Origin of the sequence: Pseudomonas sp. R25(2017) (assembly GCF_002112565.1) — a bacterium.
In the GTDB taxonomy this organism is placed as follows: domain Bacteria; phylum Pseudomonadota; class Gammaproteobacteria; order Pseudomonadales; family Pseudomonadaceae; genus Aquipseudomonas; species Aquipseudomonas ekonensis.
In genome coordinates this window covers 126216-147501 of sequence record NZ_NEHZ01000018.1, presented here as the reverse complement: position 1 = coordinate 147501, position 21286 = coordinate 126216, and the positions used below count along the sequence as shown (strand labels likewise).

At 61.0% G+C, this 21286-nt stretch carries 26 protein-coding genes and 1 tRNA gene; 18 read left to right on the top strand and 9 right to left on the bottom strand.

Features of this window, described 5'->3' with window-relative positions; translation table 11 throughout:
- Positions 1-83: 83 nt before the first annotated feature.
- The 3 genes from CAG31_RS22265 to CAG31_RS22255 all read left to right on the top strand — a co-directional run bounded on the left by CAG31_RS22265 (position 84) and on the right by CAG31_RS22255 (position 3764).
- Entirely contained in the window at positions 84-1277 is a 1194-nt protein-coding gene (locus tag CAG31_RS22265) for a CaiB/BaiF CoA-transferase family protein (RefSeq protein ID WP_085585221.1), read from the top strand.
- Complete coding sequence (locus CAG31_RS22260; RefSeq protein ID WP_085585219.1) at positions 1274-2200, top strand: hydroxymethylglutaryl-CoA lyase; 927 nt, start codon at positions 1274-1276, stop codon at positions 2198-2200. The genes CAG31_RS22265 and CAG31_RS22260 overlap by 4 nt, the downstream gene beginning before the upstream one ends.
- A 232-nt stretch (positions 2201-2432) precedes the next feature.
- Positions 2433-3764, top strand: a complete 1332-nt coding sequence (locus CAG31_RS22255; protein WP_085585217.1) for an MFS transporter — start codon at positions 2433-2435, stop codon at positions 3762-3764.
- Between the two features lie 91 nt (positions 3765-3855).
- Here CAG31_RS22255 and CAG31_RS22250 read toward each other — a convergent pair whose 3' ends face one another.
- Positions 3856-4377 (bottom strand): DMT family transporter, encoded by a 522-nt coding sequence (locus tag CAG31_RS22250; protein WP_085585215.1) that lies wholly within the window; start codon positions 4375-4377, stop codon positions 3856-3858.
- A 79-nt stretch (positions 4378-4456) separates the two neighbouring features.
- Between CAG31_RS22250 and CAG31_RS22245 the strand changes: the two genes are divergently transcribed.
- The 8 genes from CAG31_RS22245 to CAG31_RS22210 all read left to right on the top strand — a co-directional run bounded on the left by CAG31_RS22245 (position 4457) and on the right by CAG31_RS22210 (position 10270).
- On the top strand, positions 4457-5368 hold the full coding sequence (locus CAG31_RS22245; RefSeq protein ID WP_176243882.1) for a LysR family transcriptional regulator: 912 nt from the start codon (positions 4457-4459) through the stop codon (positions 5366-5368).
- Positions 5369-5388: 20 nt separating this feature from the next.
- Entirely contained in the window at positions 5389-6123 is a 735-nt protein-coding gene (locus CAG31_RS22240; RefSeq protein WP_085585211.1) for a hypothetical protein, read from the top strand.
- 36 nt (positions 6124-6159) lie between these two features.
- The gene (locus CAG31_RS22235; RefSeq protein WP_085585209.1) at positions 6160-6876 is read left to right on the top strand and encodes a hypothetical protein; all 717 of its coding nucleotides are present in this window, start codon (positions 6160-6162) and stop codon (positions 6874-6876) included.
- Between the two features lie 4 nt (positions 6877-6880).
- Positions 6881-7297 carry a fosfomycin resistance glutathione transferase gene (fos, locus tag CAG31_RS22230; protein ID WP_085585207.1) on the top strand — a complete coding sequence of 139 codons (417 nt, stop codon included), beginning with the start codon at positions 6881-6883 and terminating at the stop codon, positions 7295-7297.
- Between the two features lie 61 nt (positions 7298-7358).
- Positions 7359-7997 (top strand): LysE family translocator, encoded by a 639-nt coding sequence (locus CAG31_RS22225; RefSeq protein WP_085585204.1) that lies wholly within the window; start codon positions 7359-7361, stop codon positions 7995-7997.
- A 79-nt stretch (positions 7998-8076) separates the two neighbouring features.
- Positions 8077-9426 (top strand): bifunctional diguanylate cyclase/phosphodiesterase, encoded by a 1350-nt coding sequence (locus tag CAG31_RS22220; protein WP_085585202.1) that lies wholly within the window; start codon positions 8077-8079, stop codon positions 9424-9426.
- Between the two features lie 116 nt (positions 9427-9542).
- Positions 9543-9701, top strand: coding sequence for a KGG domain-containing protein (locus CAG31_RS22215; RefSeq protein WP_085585200.1), 159 nt, complete (start codon positions 9543-9545; stop codon positions 9699-9701).
- Positions 9702-9766: 65 nt separating this feature from the next.
- Entirely contained in the window at positions 9767-10270 is a 504-nt protein-coding gene (locus tag CAG31_RS22210; protein WP_085585198.1) for a DUF4142 domain-containing protein, read from the top strand.
- 171 nt (positions 10271-10441) lie between these two features.
- Here CAG31_RS22210 and CAG31_RS22205 read toward each other — a convergent pair whose 3' ends face one another.
- Entirely contained in the window at positions 10442-10852 is a 411-nt protein-coding gene (locus CAG31_RS22205) for a low affinity iron permease family protein (protein ID WP_085585196.1), read from the bottom strand.
- A gap of 221 nt (positions 10853-11073) precedes the next feature.
- Between CAG31_RS22205 and CAG31_RS22200 the strand changes: the two genes are divergently transcribed.
- The 3 genes from CAG31_RS22200 to CAG31_RS22190 all read left to right on the top strand — a co-directional run bounded on the left by CAG31_RS22200 (position 11074) and on the right by CAG31_RS22190 (position 13898).
- Complete coding sequence (locus CAG31_RS22200; protein WP_085585194.1) at positions 11074-12159, top strand: type I restriction endonuclease; 1086 nt, start codon at positions 11074-11076, stop codon at positions 12157-12159.
- A gap of 210 nt (positions 12160-12369) precedes the next feature.
- A complete protein-coding gene (gene tam, locus CAG31_RS22195; RefSeq protein WP_085585192.1) occupies positions 12370-13140 on the top strand; it encodes a trans-aconitate 2-methyltransferase in 771 nt (256 codons plus the stop codon).
- A gap of 389 nt (positions 13141-13529) precedes the next feature.
- The gene (locus CAG31_RS22190) at positions 13530-13898 is read left to right on the top strand and encodes a DUF6124 family protein (protein WP_085585190.1); all 369 of its coding nucleotides are present in this window, start codon (positions 13530-13532) and stop codon (positions 13896-13898) included.
- Between the two features lie 53 nt (positions 13899-13951).
- Here the strand turns inward: CAG31_RS22190 and CAG31_RS22185 are convergent, their stop codons facing one another.
- The 5 genes from CAG31_RS22185 to CAG31_RS22165 form a co-directional block, all read right to left on the bottom strand.
- Positions 13952-14365, bottom strand: a complete 414-nt coding sequence (locus CAG31_RS22185) for a type II toxin-antitoxin system HicB family antitoxin (protein WP_085585188.1) — start codon at positions 14363-14365, stop codon at positions 13952-13954.
- A gap of 34 nt (positions 14366-14399) precedes the next feature.
- Positions 14400-14579, bottom strand: a complete 180-nt coding sequence (locus tag CAG31_RS22180) for a type II toxin-antitoxin system HicA family toxin (RefSeq protein WP_007957952.1) — start codon at positions 14577-14579, stop codon at positions 14400-14402.
- A 262-nt stretch (positions 14580-14841) separates the two neighbouring features.
- Positions 14842-16101, bottom strand: a complete 1260-nt coding sequence (locus CAG31_RS22175) for a type II toxin-antitoxin system HipA family toxin (protein WP_085585186.1) — start codon at positions 16099-16101, stop codon at positions 14842-14844.
- Positions 16094-16411 carry a helix-turn-helix domain-containing protein gene (locus CAG31_RS22170; RefSeq protein WP_085585184.1) on the bottom strand — a complete coding sequence of 106 codons (318 nt, stop codon included), beginning with the start codon at positions 16409-16411 and terminating at the stop codon, positions 16094-16096. The genes CAG31_RS22175 and CAG31_RS22170 overlap by 8 nt, the downstream gene beginning before the upstream one ends.
- Positions 16412-17151: 740 nt before the next feature.
- Complete coding sequence (locus CAG31_RS22165) at positions 17152-18042, bottom strand: alpha/beta hydrolase (protein ID WP_085585182.1); 891 nt, start codon at positions 18040-18042, stop codon at positions 17152-17154.
- Between the two features lie 83 nt (positions 18043-18125).
- On the opposite strand from CAG31_RS22165, the gene CAG31_RS22160 reads away from it, so the two are divergent.
- The 4 genes from CAG31_RS22160 to CAG31_RS22145 all read left to right on the top strand — a co-directional run bounded on the left by CAG31_RS22160 (position 18126) and on the right by CAG31_RS22145 (position 20657).
- Positions 18126-18749, top strand: a complete 624-nt coding sequence (locus CAG31_RS22160) for a TetR/AcrR family transcriptional regulator (RefSeq protein ID WP_085585180.1) — start codon at positions 18126-18128, stop codon at positions 18747-18749.
- A 219-nt stretch (positions 18750-18968) separates the two neighbouring features.
- Entirely contained in the window at positions 18969-19514 is a 546-nt protein-coding gene (locus tag CAG31_RS22155) for a PAAR domain-containing protein (protein WP_085585178.1), read from the top strand.
- A 10-nt stretch (positions 19515-19524) separates the two neighbouring features.
- Entirely contained in the window at positions 19525-20307 is a 783-nt protein-coding gene (locus CAG31_RS22150; protein WP_085585176.1) for a hypothetical protein, read from the top strand.
- Positions 20292-20657, top strand: coding sequence for a hypothetical protein (locus tag CAG31_RS22145; RefSeq protein ID WP_085585174.1), 366 nt, complete (start codon positions 20292-20294; stop codon positions 20655-20657). Before CAG31_RS22150 ends, CAG31_RS22145 begins: the two co-directional genes overlap by 16 nt.
- A 4-nt stretch (positions 20658-20661) precedes the next feature.
- Here the strand turns inward: CAG31_RS22145 and CAG31_RS22140 are convergent, their stop codons facing one another.
- Both CAG31_RS22140 and CAG31_RS22130 read right to left on the bottom strand, forming a co-directional pair.
- The gene (locus tag CAG31_RS22140; protein WP_085585172.1) at positions 20662-20880 is read right to left on the bottom strand and encodes an Arm DNA-binding domain-containing protein; all 219 of its coding nucleotides are present in this window, start codon (positions 20878-20880) and stop codon (positions 20662-20664) included.
- A gap of 238 nt (positions 20881-21118) precedes the next feature.
- Positions 21119-21192: transfer RNA gene (locus CAG31_RS22130), tRNA-Gly, on the bottom strand.
- Between the last annotated feature and the right edge of the window lie 94 nt (positions 21193-21286).

The following is a 21286-nucleotide window of genomic DNA, read 5'->3' as shown; positions in this document are numbered from 1 at the left end:
CCCCTTGCCGAGTGAAGGTTGGATTCATCCTTCGGCATTCCTCTAGCCTTGGCCGCAATTCCAAGAACAAGAGGTAACCCGCGATGACCGCCCCCTTGAGTGCAATCAAAGTGATCGAGATCGGCACGCTGATCGCTGCGCCGTTTGCCGCGCGGATGCTCGCCGAGTTCGGCGCCGAGGTGATCAAGATCGAAGCCATGGGGCAGGGCGATCCGCTGCGCAAATGGCGCAAGCTGCACGAAGGCACGTCGCTGTGGTGGTACCTGCAATCGCGCAACAAGAAATCCCTGGCGCTGAACCTCAAGTCCACCGAGGGCATCGACCTGGTCAAGCGGTTGGCGCAGGACGCCGACGTGATCATCGAAAACCTGCGCCCCGGCGCCCTGGAGAAACTCGGGCTGGGCTGGGACGTGCTCCAGGCGCTGAACCCCAATCTCACCCTCGTGCGCATCTCCGGCTACGGCCAGACCGGCCCCTACCGTGACCGCCCGGGCTTCGGCGCCATCGGCGAGGCCATGGGCGGCATTCGCTATACCACCGGCAGCCCCGGTTCGCCGCCGGCGCGGGTCGGGGTCAGCCTGGGCGATTCGCTGGCTTCGCTGCACGCGGTGATCGGCGCGCTGATGTCGCTGCTGCGGGTCAAGACCGGGCAGGGCGGCGGTCAGGTCGTCGATGTGTCGTTGGCCGAGAGCGTATTCAACGTGATGGAAAGCCTGGTGCCGGAGTACGACATGCTCGGCCATGTCCGCGAACGCAGCGGCGGCGCCTTGCCGGGCATCGCACCGTCCAACACCTACCTCACCGGCGACGGCGCCTATGTGGTGATCGCCGGCAACAGCGACCCGATCTACCGGCGCCTGATGCAGGTGATCGGCCGTGCGGACCTGGCCGATGCCCCCGAGTTCGCCCACAACGACGGGCGGGCGGCGAAAAGCGGCGTGCTGGACGCGGCCATCACCCATTGGACCAGCAGTTTGCCGATCGACGATGTGCTGAGCGTGCTGGAGGCCGCCGAAGTGCCCGCCGGACGCATCTATTCGGTGGCCGACATCGTCGCCGACCCGCATTACCGGGCGCGGGACATGCTGCTCGACGCCGAACTGCCCGGCGGCGCTACGGTGAAGATGCCGGGCATCGTGCCCAAGCTCTCGCAGACCCCCGGCGCGGTGAACTGGTCCGGCCCGGCGCTCGGTCAGCACACTGACGCCATCCTCGCCGGGCTCGGCCTGGCGCCATCGGACATCGAACGCCTCAAAGCCCAGAAGGTGGTGCAATGATCACGGACTTTTCGCAACGCCTCATCGTCCAGGAAGTCTCGCCCCGGGACGGGCTGCAGATCGAGCCGACCTGGGTCGAGACCCAAGACAAGATCGCGCTGATCGATCAACTGTCCCTGGCCGGCTTCAGCCGCATCGAGGCCGGCTCCTTCGTCTCGCCCAACGCCGTTCCGGCCCTGCGCGACGGCGAGCAGGTGTTCAAGGGCATCCTTCGCCGGCCCGGCGTGACCTACGTTGCGCTGATTCCCAACCTCAAAGGCGCACAGCGTGCCCTGGCGGCCGGGGCGGACGAGCTGAACCTGGTGATGTCCGCCAGCCAGACCCACAACCTGGCGAACATGCGCATGAGCTGCGAAGCCTCGCTGGCGGCGTTCGCCGAGACCGTGGCGTTCGCCAGCGGCTCCGGTACGGGCCTCAACGGCAGCATCGCCACCGCGTTCGGTTGCCCGTTCGAAGGCCGGACAGACGAGGACCGGGTGCTGCGGATCGTCGACGCCTATCAGGAACTCGGCATCCGCGGCATCACCCTGGCCGACACCACCGGCATGGCCAACCCCCGGCAGGTGGACGGCTTGGTGCGGCGGGTGCTGCAACGGGTGCCGGCGGCCGACCTCACCTTGCATTTCCACAACACCCGCGGCCTGGGCCTGTGCAACGTGCTGGCGGCCTACGAGGCCGGGGCCCGGCGCTTCGATGCGGCGCTCGGCGGGCTGGGCGGCTGTCCGTTCGCGCCGGGCGCGTCGGGCAACATCTGCACCGAGGACCTGGTGAACCTCTGCGACGAGGTCGGCATTGCGACGGGCATCGACTTGCCGCTGCTGCTGAAACTGTCCCGAGGTTTGCCGGCGCTGCTGGGCCACGACGTTCCCGGCCAACTGGCCAAGGCCGGGCGCAATTGCGACCTGCATCCGGTTCCCTCGTGACAGGCGCCTTGCCCTGTGTGAGCGACCCCGACTGACGCTTTCGCCAGCAGGCCGGCTCCCACAGGTTCTGCGTCCGCCCCCGGCACGGTCGGAGCCAGCCTGCTGGCGATGACGTCAGACCGGGCGCCGCAGAAGCGGGCCAAGACAGTGGCCCCTCCGTTTCAAAAAGCATTTCAACCGCCAGACAACAAAAACAATCGGACGCCCCCGGCAGTCCGCCTGGAGAATACTTATGAGCCTCAACGTCATGGAGGCGGGCGCGAGCCCGTCCGTCAATCACGATGCCGAAAAAGCCCTGGTCAGCAAGGTCGCCTGGCGCCTGATGCCGCTGATCATGGTCTGTTACCTGTTCGCCTTTTTCGACCGCATCAACATCAGCTTCGCCAAGTTCCAGCTGCAGGCCGACCTGAGCCTGAGCGACACCGCCTACGGGTTCGGCGCCGGGCTGTTCGTGGTCGGTTACGTGCTGTTCGAAGTGCCGAGCAACATGATGCTGTACAAGGTCGGCGCACGGCGCTGGATCGCCCGGATCATGATGTCCTGGGGCATTGCCACCGCGTTGATGGTGTTCGTCACCAGCGAATGGCAGTTCTACGCGCTGCGGTTTCTCATCGGTGCGATGGAGGCCGGTTTCGCCCCCGGCGTGCTGTATTACCTGACGCTGTGGTTCCCGCAGCATTTTCGCGGGCGCATCACCTCGATGCTGTTCCTGGCCTCGGCGTTCGCCGGGCTGGTGGGCGCGCCGTTTTCCGGCCTGGTGCTGGAGCACCTCGACGGCGTGCTGCAGATGCGCGGCTGGCACTGGTTGTTCCTGCTCGGTGGCGTGCCGTGCGTGGGCCTCGGCTTCCTGGTGCTGACATTGCTCAAGGACCGCATCGAGGACGCGCCCTGGCTGACGGCGGACGAAAAGAGCCTGCTCGCCAGCCGCATCGCCCAGCATGAACCACACAAGAGCGGCGGGTCGTTGCTGGCGGCGCTGAAGATCCCGGGTTTCCTGACACTGGGCCTGATCTACTTCCTGATCCAGGTCGCGTCCTACGGCCTGAACTTCTGGGCGCCGCAACTGATCCGCAGCGCCGGCACCGAAAGCCCGGTGATGATCGGCCTGCTGACTGCGGTTCCCTACATCTGCGGGGCCATCAGCATGGTGGTGATCGGCCGGCTGTCGGACGCCACCGGCGAGCGGCGCAAGTTCGTCGCCGGGCTGGTGACCGTCGGCGCCATCGGGTTCTTCAGCGCGGGGATCTTCGCCAGCCATACCACGTTCCTGATCGTCGCCCTGGGCCTGCTCGGCGCCGGCATCATCGCCTCCATCCCGAGCTTCTGGACGTTGCCGCCCAAGTTGCTGGCAGGTGCCGGCGCCGGGGCGGCGGGCGGGATCGCGGTGATCAACACGCTGGGGCAGTTCGGCGGCATCGTCAGCCCGGTGATGGTCGGACGGATCAGGGACCTGACCGGCAGCACCACCCCGGCGCTGTATGTCATCGGCGTGGCGGCGCTGATCGCGGCGGCATTGCTGCTGTGGGGGTTGCCGCAGAAGCTGCGCACGCTCGATAAGGGCTGAGTCGGTGCCGTTGCCGCTGGATGGCGGCAACGGCGATGCTCACTTCGGTTGCAGCACTTCAAACCTGCGGACAAGGGCCCAGTCGGAAACATTATTGCCCTCGCGTTGTTTGGCCGAAATCGTCCCGAGGCGCATCGTTGAGGCTTTTCGCCGGAGCGGCGCTGAACTGCATCAGCGCCACGCCGGCGATCAGCAGCAGGGCGGCCACCGCTCGTGCCGGCGTCACCTGCCGTTGGACGAGACCAAACAGCCCGAAGTGATCGAGCATCATCGACGAAACCACCTGCCCGGCCAGCGCCAGGGCCACGAAACCCGAGGCGCCGAGCCTGGGCAGCAGCACCACCGCCAGCCCGACGAAACACACCCCGAACGCCCCGCCGGTCCACATCCACAGCGGCGGCATTCCCGTCTGCGTCAGCGACGGCAGCGGCAGGCGCAGCGCGACGATCACCGGCAACAACACCAGCACGCTCACCACCAGCGACACCATCGTCGCCCACAGCGGGTGCCCCAGGCCCCGCGCCAGGTTGAAGTTCAACGCACTCTGAAACGGCACCACGGCGCCGGCGAGCGCCGCCAACAGCATTAGTCCAGCCCACTGCAAGGTTCCCATGGGTCTTTCTCCGGCAAGGTTTCGCTGGACTGTAGGGTATTCGTCGCGCAGATTTAAATTCCGTTTTGCTATTCGGAGCATGCATCGAATGAATGATCTGCGCCGCGTCGACCTCAACCTGCTGGTGATCCTCGACGCCTTGCTCATCGAGTGCCACGTGACCCGTGCCGCCGAGCGCCTGCACCTGAGCCAGCCGGCGGTCAGCCATGCGCTGGCCCGTCTGCGCGACCTGCTCGGCGATCCGCTGCTCGTGCGGGCCGGCGCCGGCCTGGCGCCCACGGCCAGGGCCCTTGAACTGGCGGCGCCGCTGGCCGAGACCCTGGCGCAGGTGCAGGCGCTGCTGGCGCCGAATGCGTTCGACCCGGCCAGCGCCCGGCGCACCTTCCGTGTCGCCATGTCCGACTACGGCGCGGCGATCATCCTGCCGGAGCTGATCCGCACCCTGCGCCACGAAGCGCCGGGCATCGACCTGCAGATCTGCCACGCCAGCCGCGAAGGCATGCTCGAAGGCGTGCTCAACGGTGATATCGACGTCGCCGCCGGCGTCTTCCCCGACCTGCCCGGCGAACTGCGCTGCACGCCGTTGTTCGAAGAGCGCTACGCCTGCCTGCTCGACCGCCGAAGCCTGCCCGCCGACGGCGTGCTCGACCTGCCGACCTACCTGTCCCGTCCCCACGTCCTGCTGGAAATGCGCGGCAGCGGCACCCCGGAAATCGAACGCACCCTGACGGCCCTGCGCGAACGCCGCCGCGTCGCCGTCAGCCTGCCGCACTGGAGCGTCGCCCCGCAGTTGATCGCCGGCACCGACCTGATCCTGACTGTGGCTTCACGGGCGCTGGGCGGGATCGACCGCACATCGCTGGCCGTCGTGCCGCCGCCGTTCGAGATCGCGCCGTTCACCTTTGTGCTGGCGTGGCATGGGCGGCGGGGTGGGGATCAGGCGTTGAACTGGTTGAATCGGCGGATCGGGGAGGGGATAGTGCGCGGCTGATATTCATCAAGGAGCGGGACGTGACAGTGAAGTTGGGTTGGATCGGCTGCGTGGCGCTTAGCGGTGGGCTGATGGCAGGGACAGTGTTCGCGGACTGCGCGCCTGAACCGGTAACGGGATCGCTGGATTTTTCCGTTTGCAAGGCGTGGCCGGCCTACCCCGGTCTGACGCTCTCTGCCGTTTCAACGTTTGAGCCGGATCCGGTGTACGGCAAAAACGATCGGGTCGGAAGCTACGATTTGAGCTTGGCCGTGCTATCGACCGGTCGTTCTGAGCCGATTGCCACTTACCGTCAACCCGCTGCGTTCATGTCTGACGCCTTTGCGTTGAGTGCCGTTGATCTCGATACCGCCAGGTACAGGCTTACCCCTGAACTTCGCGCGTTTGGTGTCAGGGCCAGCTTCAAGGGCTCCTCCCGCGTCAATCCGATGGAAGAAACCTGGTTGACCCTGTATGTAAAGGAGGGTGACAAGTTGCGCCCGGTGCTGGATCGTCTCGTCGTCTCCGACTTCGGCGGTGAGTGGGACGGCAACTGTGCAGGTGAGCGTGCGGGTACGGTTCGCACCCTTGAAATCGGTCAGACCCGTTCTCACGGTTACGCCGACCTAATCGTGAAATCGGTCACCACAGGGCTTGTCGGTGAGGGCGAGCCGCAGACGTGCGAGTTGAAAACCACGACGGGCAAACCCGTCCTCACCACGCTTCGGTACGACGGGAAGTCCTATGTGCTGCCCGCAGGTTTCAAAGGTGTCTGACGGATGCCTGATACACGACTTTTTCAAGGAAGACCCATGCTGACTCCAACCCGACTTTTCATCGCCCTCGGCCTTTTGGCCATCACCGCCCAAGCCCAGGCCGCCTGCGAAACCAAACCCTTCAACGGCCACTCCCTGTCCCGCTGCAAGATCTGGCCGGCGTTCGCGAATCAGGCGATTTCCGCCAAGTCCTCGTTCGTGCCGGATGCGGACGGCAGCCAGGACGGCGTGTTCGACCTGGAACTGTCGGTCGTCAACGCCTCCAGCCTCAAGCCGTTGGTCACCTACGTCAAACCCGGCGCCTTCAACTCCGATGCCATCAGTTTCGACGACCTCAAGATCGATACCGCCCGTTACCGCTTGGCGACGGATGTGCGGGCGTTCGGGCTGCGTTCCAGTTTCGGCCACAGCTCCCGGGCCAACCCCTACGAGAAAACCGATCTGGCGCTGTATGTCCGCGAGGGCGACAAGCTGCGGCCGGTGCTTGAGGGGCTGGTGGTCTACAAGAACAGCGGCGAGTGGATGGCCAATTGCGAAGGCGAGGGCAAGACGCTGCGCCGCACCCTTGAGGTCGGGCCGCAGACCCATCACGGGTTCTCCGACCTGATCGTGACCACCAAAGGCACGCAACTGAAGACCGTCAAGTCGGGCCAGGCGTGCGTGTCCAGCACCACGGAACTGGGCGCCACCCAAATCATCCTGAGCTACGACGGCCGGCAGTACACCGTCCCCGAAGACCTGCGAGGTTACTGAACCGATGCTCACCGGGCTCAATCATCTGACCCTTGCGGTCACCGACCTTGAGCGCAGCCTGGCGTTCTACCGTGATGTGCTGGGCCTGCGCGCCGAAGCCACCTGGGACGCCGGGGCCTACCTGTCGCTGCCGGGCCTGTGGTTGTGCCTGTCGCTGGATCCTGAGCGCAATCCCGAGCCCGCCGCCGACTACACCCATTACGCCTTCGGCCTCGACGAGGCCGATTTCCTGCCGTTCGTGCAAAGGCTCCGTGCCGCGAACGTGCGGGAATGGCGGGACAACCGCAGCGAAGGTGCGTCGTTCTACTTTCTCGACCCGGACGGCCACAAGCTCGAAGCCCATGTCGGCGACCTGGCTTCGCGGTTGGCCGCATGTCGGCAAAAGCCCTACGCGGGCATGCGTTTTTTCAACGAACCGTGAATATTCGCCGAACGCTGGGATAGACTGGCGGCCACGTTTTCCGGCGCTTGCAGGTTTTTCCATGACTTCATCGTTGCTGATGGCCGTGCTGGCCTCGGGATTCATCTACGGCATCACGCCTGGGCCTGGCGTGCTCGCGGTGTTCGGCATCGGCGCGGCCCGCGGGCGGCGGGCCGGGGCAGGGTTTCTGTGCGGGCACCTGCTGGGCGATGTGGTGTGGTGCAGCACCGCGCTGATCGCCATCGTCGGCGCCCGGGAAATCGGCAGCACGGCGTTCGACGTGCTCGGCGTGCTCAGCGGCCTGTACCTGTTCTGGCTCGGCTGGCGTGCGGTGCGGGCCCGGCGCAGCAACGGCGATCAGCCCCAGGGCGCGGCGCGCCAGCCGTTCTGGCACGGCATCCTGTTCGGCCTGACCAACCCCAAGGCCTACCCGGTGGCGGTGGCGACCTTCACCGCGCTGCTGTCGAGCCGCGCCGAGCTGCTCAACTGGTCGATGCTGCCGATGCTCATCGCCTTGAGTTTCCTGGGCGGCCTGCTGGCCTACGCTATCCTCATCGGCATTGTCGGCGCCCGTCAGGTGCGCACGCTGTATCAACGCCATGAGCTGGCGATCACCCGGCTGTGCGGGGTGATGTTCATCGGCTTCGCCGTCAACGCGCTGGTGCATGCGTTGCCGGGGCTGATGCCGAACAAGGCTTGAAACCGAACGCAAGGATGCGCAGTAGCCAGGTCAGGGACGGTTGATCAGTGCTGTATTGTCCGGACACCTACGCCGAACCATGGAAAGCCGAAACTCCGCGCCGCTGGCGAGCTACATCGATCTGTTGCTGGACGCCGTCTGCGCGGTGGATAAACAGGGCCGTTTCGTTTTTGTCAGCGCCGCCTGCGAGCAGATCCTGGGCTATCTGCCAGACGAACTGATCGGCCAGGCGATGATCGACTTCGTCCACCCGGCCGACCGCGAGCGCACCTTGGCGGCGGCCCGCGAGATCATGGGCGGCGAGCCCAAGCACAACTTCGAGAACCGCTACGTGCGCAAGGACGGCAGCGTGGTGCACATCCTGTGGTCGGCGCGCTGGTCGGAGGTCGACCAACTGCGCATCGCCGTGGCGCGGGACATCACCGAGCGCAAGCAGGCCGAGTCCCGGCAGGCGGCGCTCTATGCGATCTCCGAAGCGGCCCACGCGGCCGAAGATTTGCTGGCGCTGTTCAAGCGCATTCACCTGATCATCGGCGAGTGGCTGCCGGCGCTGAATTTTTCCGTGGCGCTGTATGACGAGCACTGCGCGCAGCTGAACTTTCCCTATCACGTCGTCGACGATGAACGTCAACCGGAGCAGCCCGGCACCGTGACCGGGCGTCTGTGCGCAGAGGTGATCCGCACCGGGCAGCCGATTCTGTTGACGCCCGACAGCGCCGACACGCCTGCGGGGTTCGAGGAACTGGTGGCCGGGCAACATGGCCCGTGCTGGCTGGGCGTGCCGCTGAACTCGAAGAACGGCACCATCGGCGCGCTGATCGTCAAGAGCTTACCCGGCGGCGAGCGCTACACCGAGCGGGACAAGGAACTGCTGCAATACGTCTGCGCGCAGATCGCCACGGCCATCGAGCGCCAGCAACTGCACGCCCGCCTGCGGCACATGGCGCAGTACGATCAGCTCACCCAACTGCCCAACCGAGAATTGCTGCGCGAGCGGCTCAAGGCCGCCCTGGCCTGTGCCCGGGAGCAGTCGGGGTACATGGCGCTGTTGTATGTCGATCTGGATCGCTTCAAACAGGTCAACGACTCGCTGGGCCATGCCGTCGGCGACATGCTCCTGCAGACCGTGGCCAACCGGCTCAAGGGCTGCGTGCGCGAGACCGACACGGTGGCGCGGATCGGCGGCGACGAGTTCATCGTGCTGCTGCACAGCGTCCACGCCGCCGACGATGCCGACGGCGTGGCGGAAAAGATCCGACACGTGCTGGTGCAACCCATGCGCCTGGACGGCCACAACCTGCACATCCAGCCGAGCATCGGCGTCGCCCGCTATCCCGAACACGGCAGCGAAGAACAGCAACTGTTCCGCCACGCCGACCAGGCCATGTACGCCGCCAAACGCTTGAACCACCGCGCCCTGGACAGTTGAACCGCGCTCGCCGTTCGTCGCGGCGCCGGCAACTTTTCTAAACCTTTGGCGGTCAGGAAATTCTCAACCTAGGCGGGCACCTGCTCGCCACGATCAACGCCAAGAGGTAGAGAATCATGCCTAATTCAAGAAACTCGAACTCGGGAAACTTCGCCAACGACCGGACCAAGGCGTCTGAGGCTGGCCGCAAGGGTGGGAAAACCACCACCACGACCGTCGACAAGGATCCGGGCAAGGCCGAAATGGGCCGCAAGCCGGCGCAGAAGTCGAAGTAGCCGTTTGATTGAGAGGCGGGGGCGCAAGCTCCCGCTTGAATGCTTCAGAGAAGGAGGGCACGACCATGAGCCGCAAGGCCAGCCGAGTCCGCGACATCAGTTTCTTCACCCTGCTGGCGCTGGGCGCCGGCAGCGCGTTCGCCCAGTCGCCCGCCGACTTCATCAACGATGCCTCGGCCAAGGGCATGGCCGACATCGAAGCCAGCCGCGTGGCGCACCAGAAGTCCGAATCCAAAGAGGTCAAGGACTACACCATCGTGGTCATCAACGACCGCACCACCGCCAACCAACACCTGGCGAAGATCGCCAAGAAACTCGACTTGCCGGTGGCGTCCCACGACGACATGGCCGACAAGGCCAAGACGCTGATGCCCGAAGCCCTGGAGGGCGAGACCTTCGACCAGGCCTACGCCGCCAGTCAGGTCAAGGCGACCGAAGAGGCCATCCGGCAGATCGAGCAGGAAGCGCAGACCACTGACGTGCCTGAGATCAAGGCCTTCGCCGCCGAGACCCTGCCCAAACTGCAGAACCACCTGGAAATGGCCAGGGCCCTGCAGGCCAGCCGCTGACGGCCACCACGCAATCCCCACGCAATCCCACTGTGGCGAGGGAGCTTGCTCCCGCGGGCCTGCGCAGCAGGCCCAAACAGTCCAGACGCCAGCTCCCTGTGGCGAGGGAGTTCGCTCCCGTTGGCCTGCGCAGCAGGCCCCTCCGTCACTCGCGCAGCAAACACCGCCACCTCAACAATCGTTCAGATCCTGCTTCGGCTTGCTCTTGTCCCCCAACCCCTCCAGGTTGAACACCTCGTTCTCACCCAGCGACCGGTAATGCTTGCGCAACGCCTCCAACTGCTTCAGGTCCAGCGACTCCAACCCGAGCATCGCGTTCTGCGCCTCCTTCGTGACCCGCAGCAACTCGTCCAGCTTCAGGTGCAGGATGTCTGTGTCGCGGTTCTGGGTGTTTTGGATCAGGAACACCATCAGGAACGTGATGATGGTGGTCGAGGTGTTGATGATCAGTTGCCAGGTGTCGTTGTAACCGAACAACGGCCCGCTCAACCCCCACAGCCCGATCAGGATCAACGCGCCCATGAACGTCTTGGGGCTGCCCGCCCACAGGGCGAGGGTCTGGGAAATCTTGGCGAATTTCATGGCGGTGATCCTATCGCGGGGGGATTGAAATTCAGACATCGGTGGTGAGATGAAAATTCTCTTGGGACCACGTCTGTGCCTGCCCGGAAGGATTTCTGTATCGGCTGACAAACGCCGTTCGTGGAGGACACTTTCCTTGTGTCGGTTTGCGTCTAGGCTCAAGTGGGAGTCAATTTGCCAGTACGCAAATGCACGGATAGAAACCTAGCTAGGGGACACACATGGAATTCTTCGAAAAATTAGTCAGCCTTGCCGCAAAGGTTCGGTTGCAAAGCGCAGCCATCCAGACAGAGGAGGCTACGAAAAACGCGTTTGTCATGCCCTTCATCAGCACCGTGCTGGGCTACGACGTGTTCGATCCGACAGAAGTGATGCCAGAGTTTGTCTGCGACATTGGTACGAAGAAGGGAGAGAAAATCGACTACGCCATCATGAAAGAAGGTGAGGTTCAGATTCTCATCGAATGCAAGAAAATAGGAGAGCCACTGCATATCAATCATGCTTCCCAATTGTTTCGATATTTTCATGTCACCAGTGCCCGTATTTCCATTCTTACCAATGGTCAGATCTACAAGTTCTTCACGGATCTTGATGCACCCAACAAGATGGATGAGAAGCCATTCCTCGAGTTGGATTTGCTGGATATCGATGAGTATTCGGTTCCGGAACTGATCAAGCTTACCAAGTCTGCTTTCGACGTCGACTCGATCATCAATGCAGCCGGTGAACTGAAGTATGTCAGTCAGATCAAGAAGGTTATTGCTTCACAAGTCAGTCAGCCGGATGACGATTTTGTAAAAGTTTTCGCATCCCGTGTTTACGATGGTGTGATTACACAAAAAGTGCGGGATCAGTTCTTCGAACTGACGAAAAAGGCAGTGGGGCAGTTTCTCAACGATCAAATCAACGATCGACTCAAATCTGCCATGAGCGGTGCTCTTCAACCGACATTGGCATCCATCCCGACGGCATCAAACGGCGCGGATCCTGCTGAACCTAGGGAGGATTCGGATGACAAAATTCTGACCACATTAGAGGAACTGGAGGGGTACCACATTGTTCGTGCGGTCGTACGTTCAGTCGTCGATGCCAAACGTATTGTCCAGCGTGATACTCAGAGTTATTTCGGGATCCTGTTGGACGACAACAACCGTAAGCCGATCTGTCGCCTGCATTTCAATCGTTCACAGAAATACATTGGGATCTTTGACGAAGAGAAAAATGAAACACGTCACCCCATAAACTCGGTGGACGATATTTACGAGTATTCGGATCATCTCAAAAAAACGGTGGGCTACTACAAGTGATTCAGTTCACAAGAAGACCGGCCTACATGGCCGGTTCTTTGTGGGAGTCAATCAGCTGGATATCACCCTGTGGTCGATTGCTGGCGTTCAATGCGGCGAGAGCAGGCTGGCATTCCCCGGACACGGATTGCAACGTGTCGCTCTGGAGCTGAGCGCAAGGGAGGCGGTATCGTAGCGAACCGCTGCAATGCCCACCGACAGGAGTACGCAATGAGTTGGTCCGCCAAGCAATACGTCGCTTTTGAAGATGAACGCACCCGTCCGGCCCGTGACCTGCTGGCGGCGATCCCCACGCCGGAGGCGCGCACGGTGGTCGACATCGGTTGCGGCCCCGGCAATTCCACCGAGCTGCTGGTGCCGCGCTTCCCGGGGGCGCAGGTGCGCGGGCTGGACAGTTCGCCGGACATGATCGAGGCCGCGCGCAAGCGCCTGCCGCAGTTGCGGTTCGATGTGTCGGACATCGATGCGTGGGCCGATGAGGGCCCGTTCGATGTGATCTTCGCCAACGCGGTGTTGCAGTGGGTGCCCGACCACGCGACGCTGCTGCCGGCGCTGGCGGGCAAGCTTGCGCCCGGCGGCAGTCTGGCGATCCAGATGCCGGACAACCTCAACGAACCCTCCCACCGGCTGATGCGCGAAGTCGCCGCCAACGGGCCGTGGGCCGGCAAACTGGCGGGCGCCGCCGGGCAGCGCACCGAAATGGCGGATGCCAGCGGTTACTTCTCGATGCTGCGGCCGCACTGTTCACGGGTCGATGTGTGGCGTACCACCTATCATCATCCGTTGCCGGGCGGGGCGGCGGGGGTGGTGGAGTGGTTCAAGGGCAGCGGCCTGATTCCGTTCCTCAACCCCCTCACGGAAGCGGAGCGGGCGCAGTACCTGGAGCAGTATCTGGCGGCTGTGGCCCAGGCCTATCCGGCATTGCCTGACGGCTCCGTGCTGCTGCCGTTCCCGCGGCTGTTCATCGTCGCGACGCGCTGAGCAAGCGGTGGTGGGCGGCCTCGGGCGCCGGGCGGGAGCTCTCTGCAGGCGATGGTTTGATCCGGGATGTTTAATCCCTGTTCATGATTTGCTGAACCTTCCCACATGGTTTTCAGGTTGTCCGTCGGAAGTCGGCTCTTTAGCCTGAGTGGGTCGCTGACGAATCAGCGGCCGGGATTGGAACCCCGAACAACACTGAAAGCAAACGCACCTTTCATGACGTATGCTGCGCACCTTGATGGTGTGCGCTCCGCTATGGCGGCTGTGCGCGGGAGACTTCGAGTCTGCCGGGTTTTGCTCAGTGGCCCGGGTTCCAACCTGCGTACAGCTGCCACCCTTCGCGTGGAACCGAAGGCGGCAGCTCTGACCATCACGCTGAGTAAAAAATCATGAAAAAACCAACACCGAACCCGCCCGAAATCCCCACCGATCCAACTTCCCCCTACACCTCGATCGACTCGCGAAAACTTCACGAAGCCGCAGAACGCGCGCTCGACCATTACCTGAATCCGGCCGCCGGGATCATGGCCACGTCCCTTGACGCCGAACCCATGTACCTCCCCAACCCCGTCTACGACACCGAATCCCTGCTGGCCAACGCTAGCGAGAACCTCGGCTCGGCCTCGGAAATGCTCAACAACTTCGCCGCCGTGCTGGACGCCGGCCACCGCCGGACCGCGCTGGGCATCGCGCAACTGGTGGCGCTGGGGGAAGCGGCGGTGAACCAGGCGTTGGATAACGTCGAACCGAAGGGGTGACGGCCCGTTGGGCAGGCACAAAAAAACCGGTCATCGCGACCGGTTTTTCTCTTTCAGTTGCCGCTCTGCTGCAGCACCTTCAGCGCCGCCGACGCCAGAAACCCCGAGCGGCTCTTCTCCTCGGGATGATGCAGCACGTACTCATCGATCCGGTTGAGCAGATACCCCGGCAGCGTGATGTTGAGTTTCTGGGCCTTGCCCAGGTACTTGGTCACATCGATGTCCACGACCGCCCAGGTGCAGCCCGCGTACTTGGGATTGGCGGCGTGCAGCGTGACCTTGTTGGCCGGCGGGATGGGCGAACCGTCCTCCGCCAGAATTTCGAAATGGCCTTCAATGGCTTCACGGGCCATGGCCATCGCATCGTCCAGGTCGTCGCCGGCGGAGAAGCACCCCGGAATGTCCGGCACTTCCACGCCCCAAGCCTGTTCGTCATCGCCCACCGAAATCGCGATCGGGTAAAGCATGTTCGTTGTCCTCCATGGCGACTGGCCTTGCGGGTCAAAGCAGCGCCTGTTGCAGAATGCTGATGGCCGTCTTCTTGAGCAGATCCTTCTTCGGATGCGGCACCGTCACCAGCCCGGGTTTGGTCGGGTGCTTGAAGTGATGATGGCTGCCGCGGACCCGCACCAGATACCAACCGTCCGCGACGAGTTGGCCGATTAGAAAACGGCTGTTCACAACACCTCCTTGTGGTGTGCTTGGTGGGTACTATACCTACGGGTTTTTTATGATCAACACCATAACCACCAGGCGGTGGCTCGCTCAGTGACAAACGGTGGCGTCGATCAGTCTAGGCAGCGGTGAAACCGAGGCGAGAGGAGTGTGTTGCATGCCGTTGCGATCGGATGCCCGCCCACGAAACAGAGAATTCCAGACACAAAAAACCGGCCTTATAGGCCGGTTTTTTTACATCCCCGTTCGCTTGCTGGCGACGCTGGCCTCAGCGAAGCAGGGCAATGTTTTCGTCGATCCGATCCTGAATGACCTGCAGCGTGTCCCGGGTGATCACACCGGGGTATCCATGCTCGGCCATGGCCGCGAACTGGCTGGCCACGTTGCACATCCGGTCAATGATGTCGCCTGCCGCGCCTGCCGGGATCTCGGCTTCCTCAGCGAGCCTGAGCAGGGATTTCCGGTCGATCTCCAGTGCCTCGCCCATCACATCCATTTGATGGTATCCGCCGGGGCCTTCGCAGAAGGTCACGTCGTAGGCCGGTGCCAATGTCCATTGACCCGAAGGTGACATCAGGTAGGCAAAGTTCTTGGGGTGATCGTCCCGGTTGTTGAACACAACGTTGAAGGCTGCACGTTCGAACGCCAGCGCCTTTTCCCGAATGTCATTGGTGCAGCGATGGGTCGCCCGCAGGAAACTGACGTAATCCAGCGTGCCTGCGGTCTGGAAATCGGCTCCGGTGAAGGCCGCAAGACTTTGCATGGGCACACGGAGCTCGCCTTGTCGGTCAAAGCGCCGGGTGGCGAAGGCTGCCAGTCCGTTCGGCAGGCTGAAGTACTGGGTGTCGGGTGTGCGGATGCCGCATTTGCGCAAGCATTCGGCGTAGACCATTTCGATGGCACAGACTTCGGGGTGTTCTTGCCTGGCCGGAAACTTGACCAACCAAGCCTCGAAGCCCGGCGTGGCAATCGTCGTAAAGGCTAGTGTCAGAGGATCGCGATAGACCAAGGCCTTCGGCCTGGCGCCTTGGGGAGAGCCGCCGACCAGCAGCAGCCTCTCCAGGAATTCGCCGCCTTCGCCGTTGAGCACGTCCTGTACCTCGGCCGCGAGCAGGTCGAGTGGAATGTGTTCTTGCGGCTCCAGCCCTTCGGGCGCCACGGGCTTGAAGGACATCGCGCCCATGGCGTTGTTGCCGATGTAGGCCAGCCGCTCCAGCGGCCTGATGCGAGCCGGGTTCAGACGGCGGCGCTTGAAGAGACGATCCATCAGCAGCATGCCCCATCCGTCGGGCAATGAATCGTAGACCGGGCCTGGAAGCCCCAACTGATGGCGCGGGAAGTCGCGGCTTAGCTTGGGGCCTTCCAAGGGAAGCTTGAGGGAGGACAGCTCCAGCCCTTTGCGCTTCGCTTCGTCGCTGTACTCGAACACGATCAACGGGCGCCCCGTGAGGGCCGTCGTGGAAACCAGCGTGCCCCAATGCCAGTGTTCGCCCCAGCCGTCGTAGTAGACATCGACTTGCTCAAGCATCGCCGGACTTCCTCCTGACACGATGACGCGTGGAGCTGTTTTCGTAGCGAAGGATATCGTCCAGGCTGTCCAGCTTCGGCATGAACAGGTTTTCGAGCTCGTGGGCGCGCCCGAGCACCATGGCCACGCGAATCACGTTTTCAAACCCGACATTGCGCCCGGATTCCAGATTGGACACGGTGTTGGTGCCGATGCCGGCGCGCGCCGCCACTTCGGCCTGCGTCATTTGCCGGGCCAACCGTTCGGTGCGAAGGCGTTCGCAAAGCCGTTTGACGATTTCACTGGGGGTGCTGAGGCTTAATTCCAGCATGATGGGCCTAAGGCGGGACTGAGTGCGTGGGTGCTCAAAAGTATAGAGTTGGCCTTGGCTTTGTCAAAGCGCACAATTCACATATTTTGTGGATTAACTATCGATTTTCGGCTTAAGAAGTTGTTTTATGGATTTATCATTCAGGTGAGCTGATGCTCTGCATGAATGGGATGCCAGATTCCAGACACAAAAAAACCGGCCCTATAGGCCGGTTTTTTTCATCCCCGTCAAACGACGCAGGACTGAAATCTGATTGGAGCGGGTGAAGGGATGATCAGTGGGCATCCAACGAACTGGTTATCAATGGATTAACTGGCCACCGGGACGGTGGCTGTGCCGCAGTGTGTACCAGGATGGGAAGTGGATCAAGTGCCGTTGACTCGCTTGGCGTGCACATGAGATCTCCCGCGTTGAGCGTGCGTGGAGGTGAGGGCTCTGTTCGCGGGCTAGAACTGTACTGATCTACCCCATGACCCGGATGTCGCCGGAGGTTGATTATTCGCTGAGACCGTCAAAGGTTTCTTACTCGTGAAGGGCAGCTAACGGCCAAAAGCAGCCGTTAGATCGTTTCGATGATGAAATGGACGTCAATACCCCGTGCTTCTGGCAAAGCCCTTGGCTTATGTGCAACTCGCGTGCAGCTTTCTAGCCACTACGCGTCCAGTCAAATCGTACTTTGCCATTTCTTGTCCTCAGGCCACTCGGCCTTGATCATTGCTTTGCAGGGAGGGTGCTGAACGCTAGACAGGCACGTTGCGGCGTAGAAATTCGAGCTGCTGGCGATTCACTCGCTCGAAGGCTTCGCCACCGTAAATTTCGAAATGGCCTTCTGAGCAGAGAACCACCTCAGCTTTTTTGGCTTGCCTGGCATAGCGCAGCGTCGGCCCAGAGGGGGCCACGCTATCGGTCTCGCACACGTGAACCAGCAAAGGGCAGTTGATCTCAGCGGCGCTGCGTCCTGGGTGATAGCTGGAGATATCCAGGGCAATTCGTGCAGCGGCTTTGTTGATAAATGCCTTGCCCTCCGGCACGAGAGCGAGGTAGCCAGGCAGAGCATCAGGAGCCGTCATCAAAGCTGCAGCGTTAGCAGGCCCAGCAACATCTACCAGCAACGGAGCCGCGCCGAAGATCGAGCCAATGCGATCAACGACGCCCAAGAGCGTCAGCTTCAAAGCCGTTCTTGTGCTTTGGGCCATTGCAGAAGCGCATCCAGAGGTAAACGGGCATTGGCTCATCACTGCAGCTACACAGCCGTCCTGTGCGCCAACGCGCATGACATGGCCGCCACTGAATGATGTACCCCAAAGAATTACTCGCTTGGCATCCAACTCAGTTCTGGAACGTGCGTAGGAAATAGCAGAGCGCCAGTCCTCCAGTTGCCTGGAGATGCTGAGCAAATTTCTAGGGTTGCCGTCGCTGTCGCCGAAGTGGCGGTAGTCGAAAACAAGGCAGGCATAGCCAGCATTTCTGAATCGCTCAGCGACCATGTCCAGCCGCATATGGCGAATGGCCCCCAAACCGTGAGCCATGACGATGACGGGTAGTGGCTTCTCCCCTGCGGATGGCAGGTACAGCCAAGCTGAGCAACGTGAATTTCCCGAAGCGAAGGAAACATCCAGGCGTGAAGTCATGGGGCAGCGAACCTCTTTCGTTTTTTTGATGCTATTCCAATTTTAGAAGTGCATCAAATTTTTTTCAGGTATACTGCCGTCCCATGAACATCTCCACTCCAACCCGCACCCAGCGCAAAGCCGAGGCCACTCGCCTTGCGATCATCCATACCGCCGAAGCATTGATTCTGGAGGAAGGGCTTTCTGCCCTGACGCTAGAGGCAGTTGCTGAGCGTGCCGATATCGCCGTGCAGACGATCTACAACCGGGTCGGTGGACGATCTGCCTTGCTCCTAGCCGTGACGGAAAAGGCCATGGAGGAGAACCGGGTATACATGGAAAGGGCCTACGCGGCGGCAGGTACTCCGTTGGAGCGGATTCGGGTTGCTGCTATGGGATACATCCGGTTTGCCAAGGAGCGCCCCAACGAGTTCCGTCTCATGGCCTCTCCTCCAGATACACCGGAGGCTCAGACCCGTATTAGCTCGATGGTGAAGAAACATAACGCTCAACTTGAGGCTGCGCTGCGCGATGGCATAGCCGACGGTTCAATCGATCCAGCCATCGACCCATACCTTGTGGCCACCGCGATGTGGGCTGCCATGAATGGCATGCTTAGCCTGGCCTGGCGAGCAGATAGTGCGGCCGTCCCGTCGGATGTAATGGATCAGCTTCTAGCTCAATCCATGGAATTGACGTTTAAAGGGTTGACCGCTCATTTGCGGTGAGTCCCGCGATCAAGCGTCCGCTATTGGCCGAAAGCAGACGCTGGTTCGATCCGAAGATGGTTTGTGCCCTGCCTAGCCTTTGCCGATTTTTGAAGGACAAATATAGAAGTATCTAAGCAATTGTTCGTCCATCGCTGAGTCTAGCTGCATAGGTGCAGGCCACCGTCAACGCGAGTCTGATACAGTCGGCTCCGGAAAGTCTTTGACAGGGAGTCAAGCATGGCAAAGCAAGCGGCACGTATTACTGATCCGACCAGTTGTCCCATGCCTGGGCACGGTTCTAAAGCAATCTCCTCGGGTTCTCCTGATGTGTTCTTCGACGGTCTTGCGGCCGCTCGCAAAGGTGACACGTGTACCTGTGGTAGTGCGTTAGCCTCAGATGTGTCCAGCACCGTGTTTATCAACGGCCAAAATGCCGCACTGGTCGGCACTGTCGGCACCCACGGCGACGTCGTGACCGGCGGTTCGAGTACGGTCATCATCGGAAGCACCCATACCCCCGCTCCGTTTACTCCACCTACGCCCATGGTCATCCACGGTAACTGGATCGGCTTTAAAATTTCCGCGGAAGAAAGCTACGAAGGATTTGCCTGCACGGCACACTTTGATGATGGGTCGTCCATGCCCGGCGTCTTTGACGCAAACAACTCGGTCAAATTTTCTAATCCCACCGGTAAGACATGCCATACCTTGGCATTTACCCAAGACGAGATTGCCTGCACCACCTCAGGTATTGACGGGTTGCTGAACGACATTTTGGGGTAAGGATTTTCTCGTGACGGAACCGAACCTGGTAACCGGAAGCTATGTTGTCAAAAGCGAACACACTCTCGACCGTTCTCCCCTAGAGATGGCGGTTGCAGGCATGGAGGGGGCGGCCAGCCGTTTTTCCATCGATGCCATCAAGGACGAGCGCGTCCGTGCTAGCTACGAGGGCAATATTCGACGAATGTCACAGCAGATCTTCGCTGAAGTCAGAGCCGGCAATATCAGCGTTGAGGACGCGACAAAGTTCAGCAACGAGATGCGCAACAAAATCATGTACGAACACCGCAAACTGACGTCTGCACACGGCCTTGCCATCGTGCAAAAAAAGAAGAGTACTGGAAAAACATACAGAGAAATACTGGATGGAAAATCTCAAGCCCAGTTCAACAAAAATTACGAACAACTTTCTAAGGCTCAACAGAAAGAGGTCTTGTACAAAGCTCTAGAGCGGTCTGGTAGTGCCAATGCCAAATTCACTTCTGGCACAAAAATCATGTCCGTCATGGGTAAGGTCGGCATCATCATGACAGCGGTGCTTGCCTCTTACCAAATACTGAACGCAGACGACAAAGCCAAAGAAACGGCCCGTCAGGCCACCATCCTCGGTGGTGGTGCGGCAGGTGGTTTCCTGGCGGGCTTGGGTGTATCCGCTCTTTGTGGACCTGGCGCGCCGGCCTGCGCCATAGCCGTTGTTCTCATTGGTAGCATTGCCGGCGGCATTGCTGGAGGGGTTGCGGCTGATACTTTCGACGCAGAGCTAGAGGAGCTGGCCCATTGGGACATATTCTGACTTCCGCGGAAAAAGCGAACATCCAGATTGCGCTGGCAGAGGCGTTTGTAGATAGTTTTGTCGACTACGCCTCTATCGCAGAACGAATCCGCGGCTATGACCCAGAGGTCGTTGAAGACATCTTGTATTCAGAGGTAGCTCCCGTGTGTTTCAGCAACCTCGAAACGCCTGTCCCACCTGTTTGGACCGGCTTTCAGGATGAATGGTTACTGGATGAAATAGCGAAAGAACTCAAAGCACGAGAAAGCAGTTGGGTAAGACGTAACTTCGACCGGTTAAAGGTTTGTTGGCTACGCTACAGCTACGGTTACATCTGGAAAGAACTGATGAAATTTGATCAATTCCAATAACCCTTCAAGAATATTTACAAGCGCAATTATCGAGCCCCTGAGATGAAGGTTCGAACCCCTCCCTGCGTCGTGAGAAACGGTTTCGCTTGCCGAGCCATGTATAGCGAAAGTGCCAAAGCTTGGAGCCGCTTGTCGAAACAAACAGATAGAGCCCGTCGCAATCGCTGAGCGTGTAGTTTTTGTCAGTGGATTTGGCTTGGCGGATTTTCAAATCGGTAAGCATGTGCCCAACTCCTCAGAACAGAGTTGGATGCGATGGTCATCCCCTGGGGATGGCTCCTCCAGCAACAATGCGATACCGGGATGGCCGCAAAGATGTACCACTTCATGTGCCAGAAAAGGCTGGTTGTCAGTGGTTTTCGCTGGATGTCACTGGAATCAGGCTGGAAGGAAAAACCGTATCAGTTCAGTGACTTGCATGCGTTCCGTGGATTTGTGCAGACATCCATGGAAAGGTGATGTGGAGCGGGTGAAGGGAATCGAACCCTCGTTATCAGCTTGGGAAGCTGGAGTAATGCCATTATACGACACCCGCTCGGAACGGCTGACTTTGTACCAGACTCGGGCGCGGATTTGAAGTTTTCTTTGCGTTGGATGGCCTGAAAAGCTTGAAGCAGACGTGTGTTCGG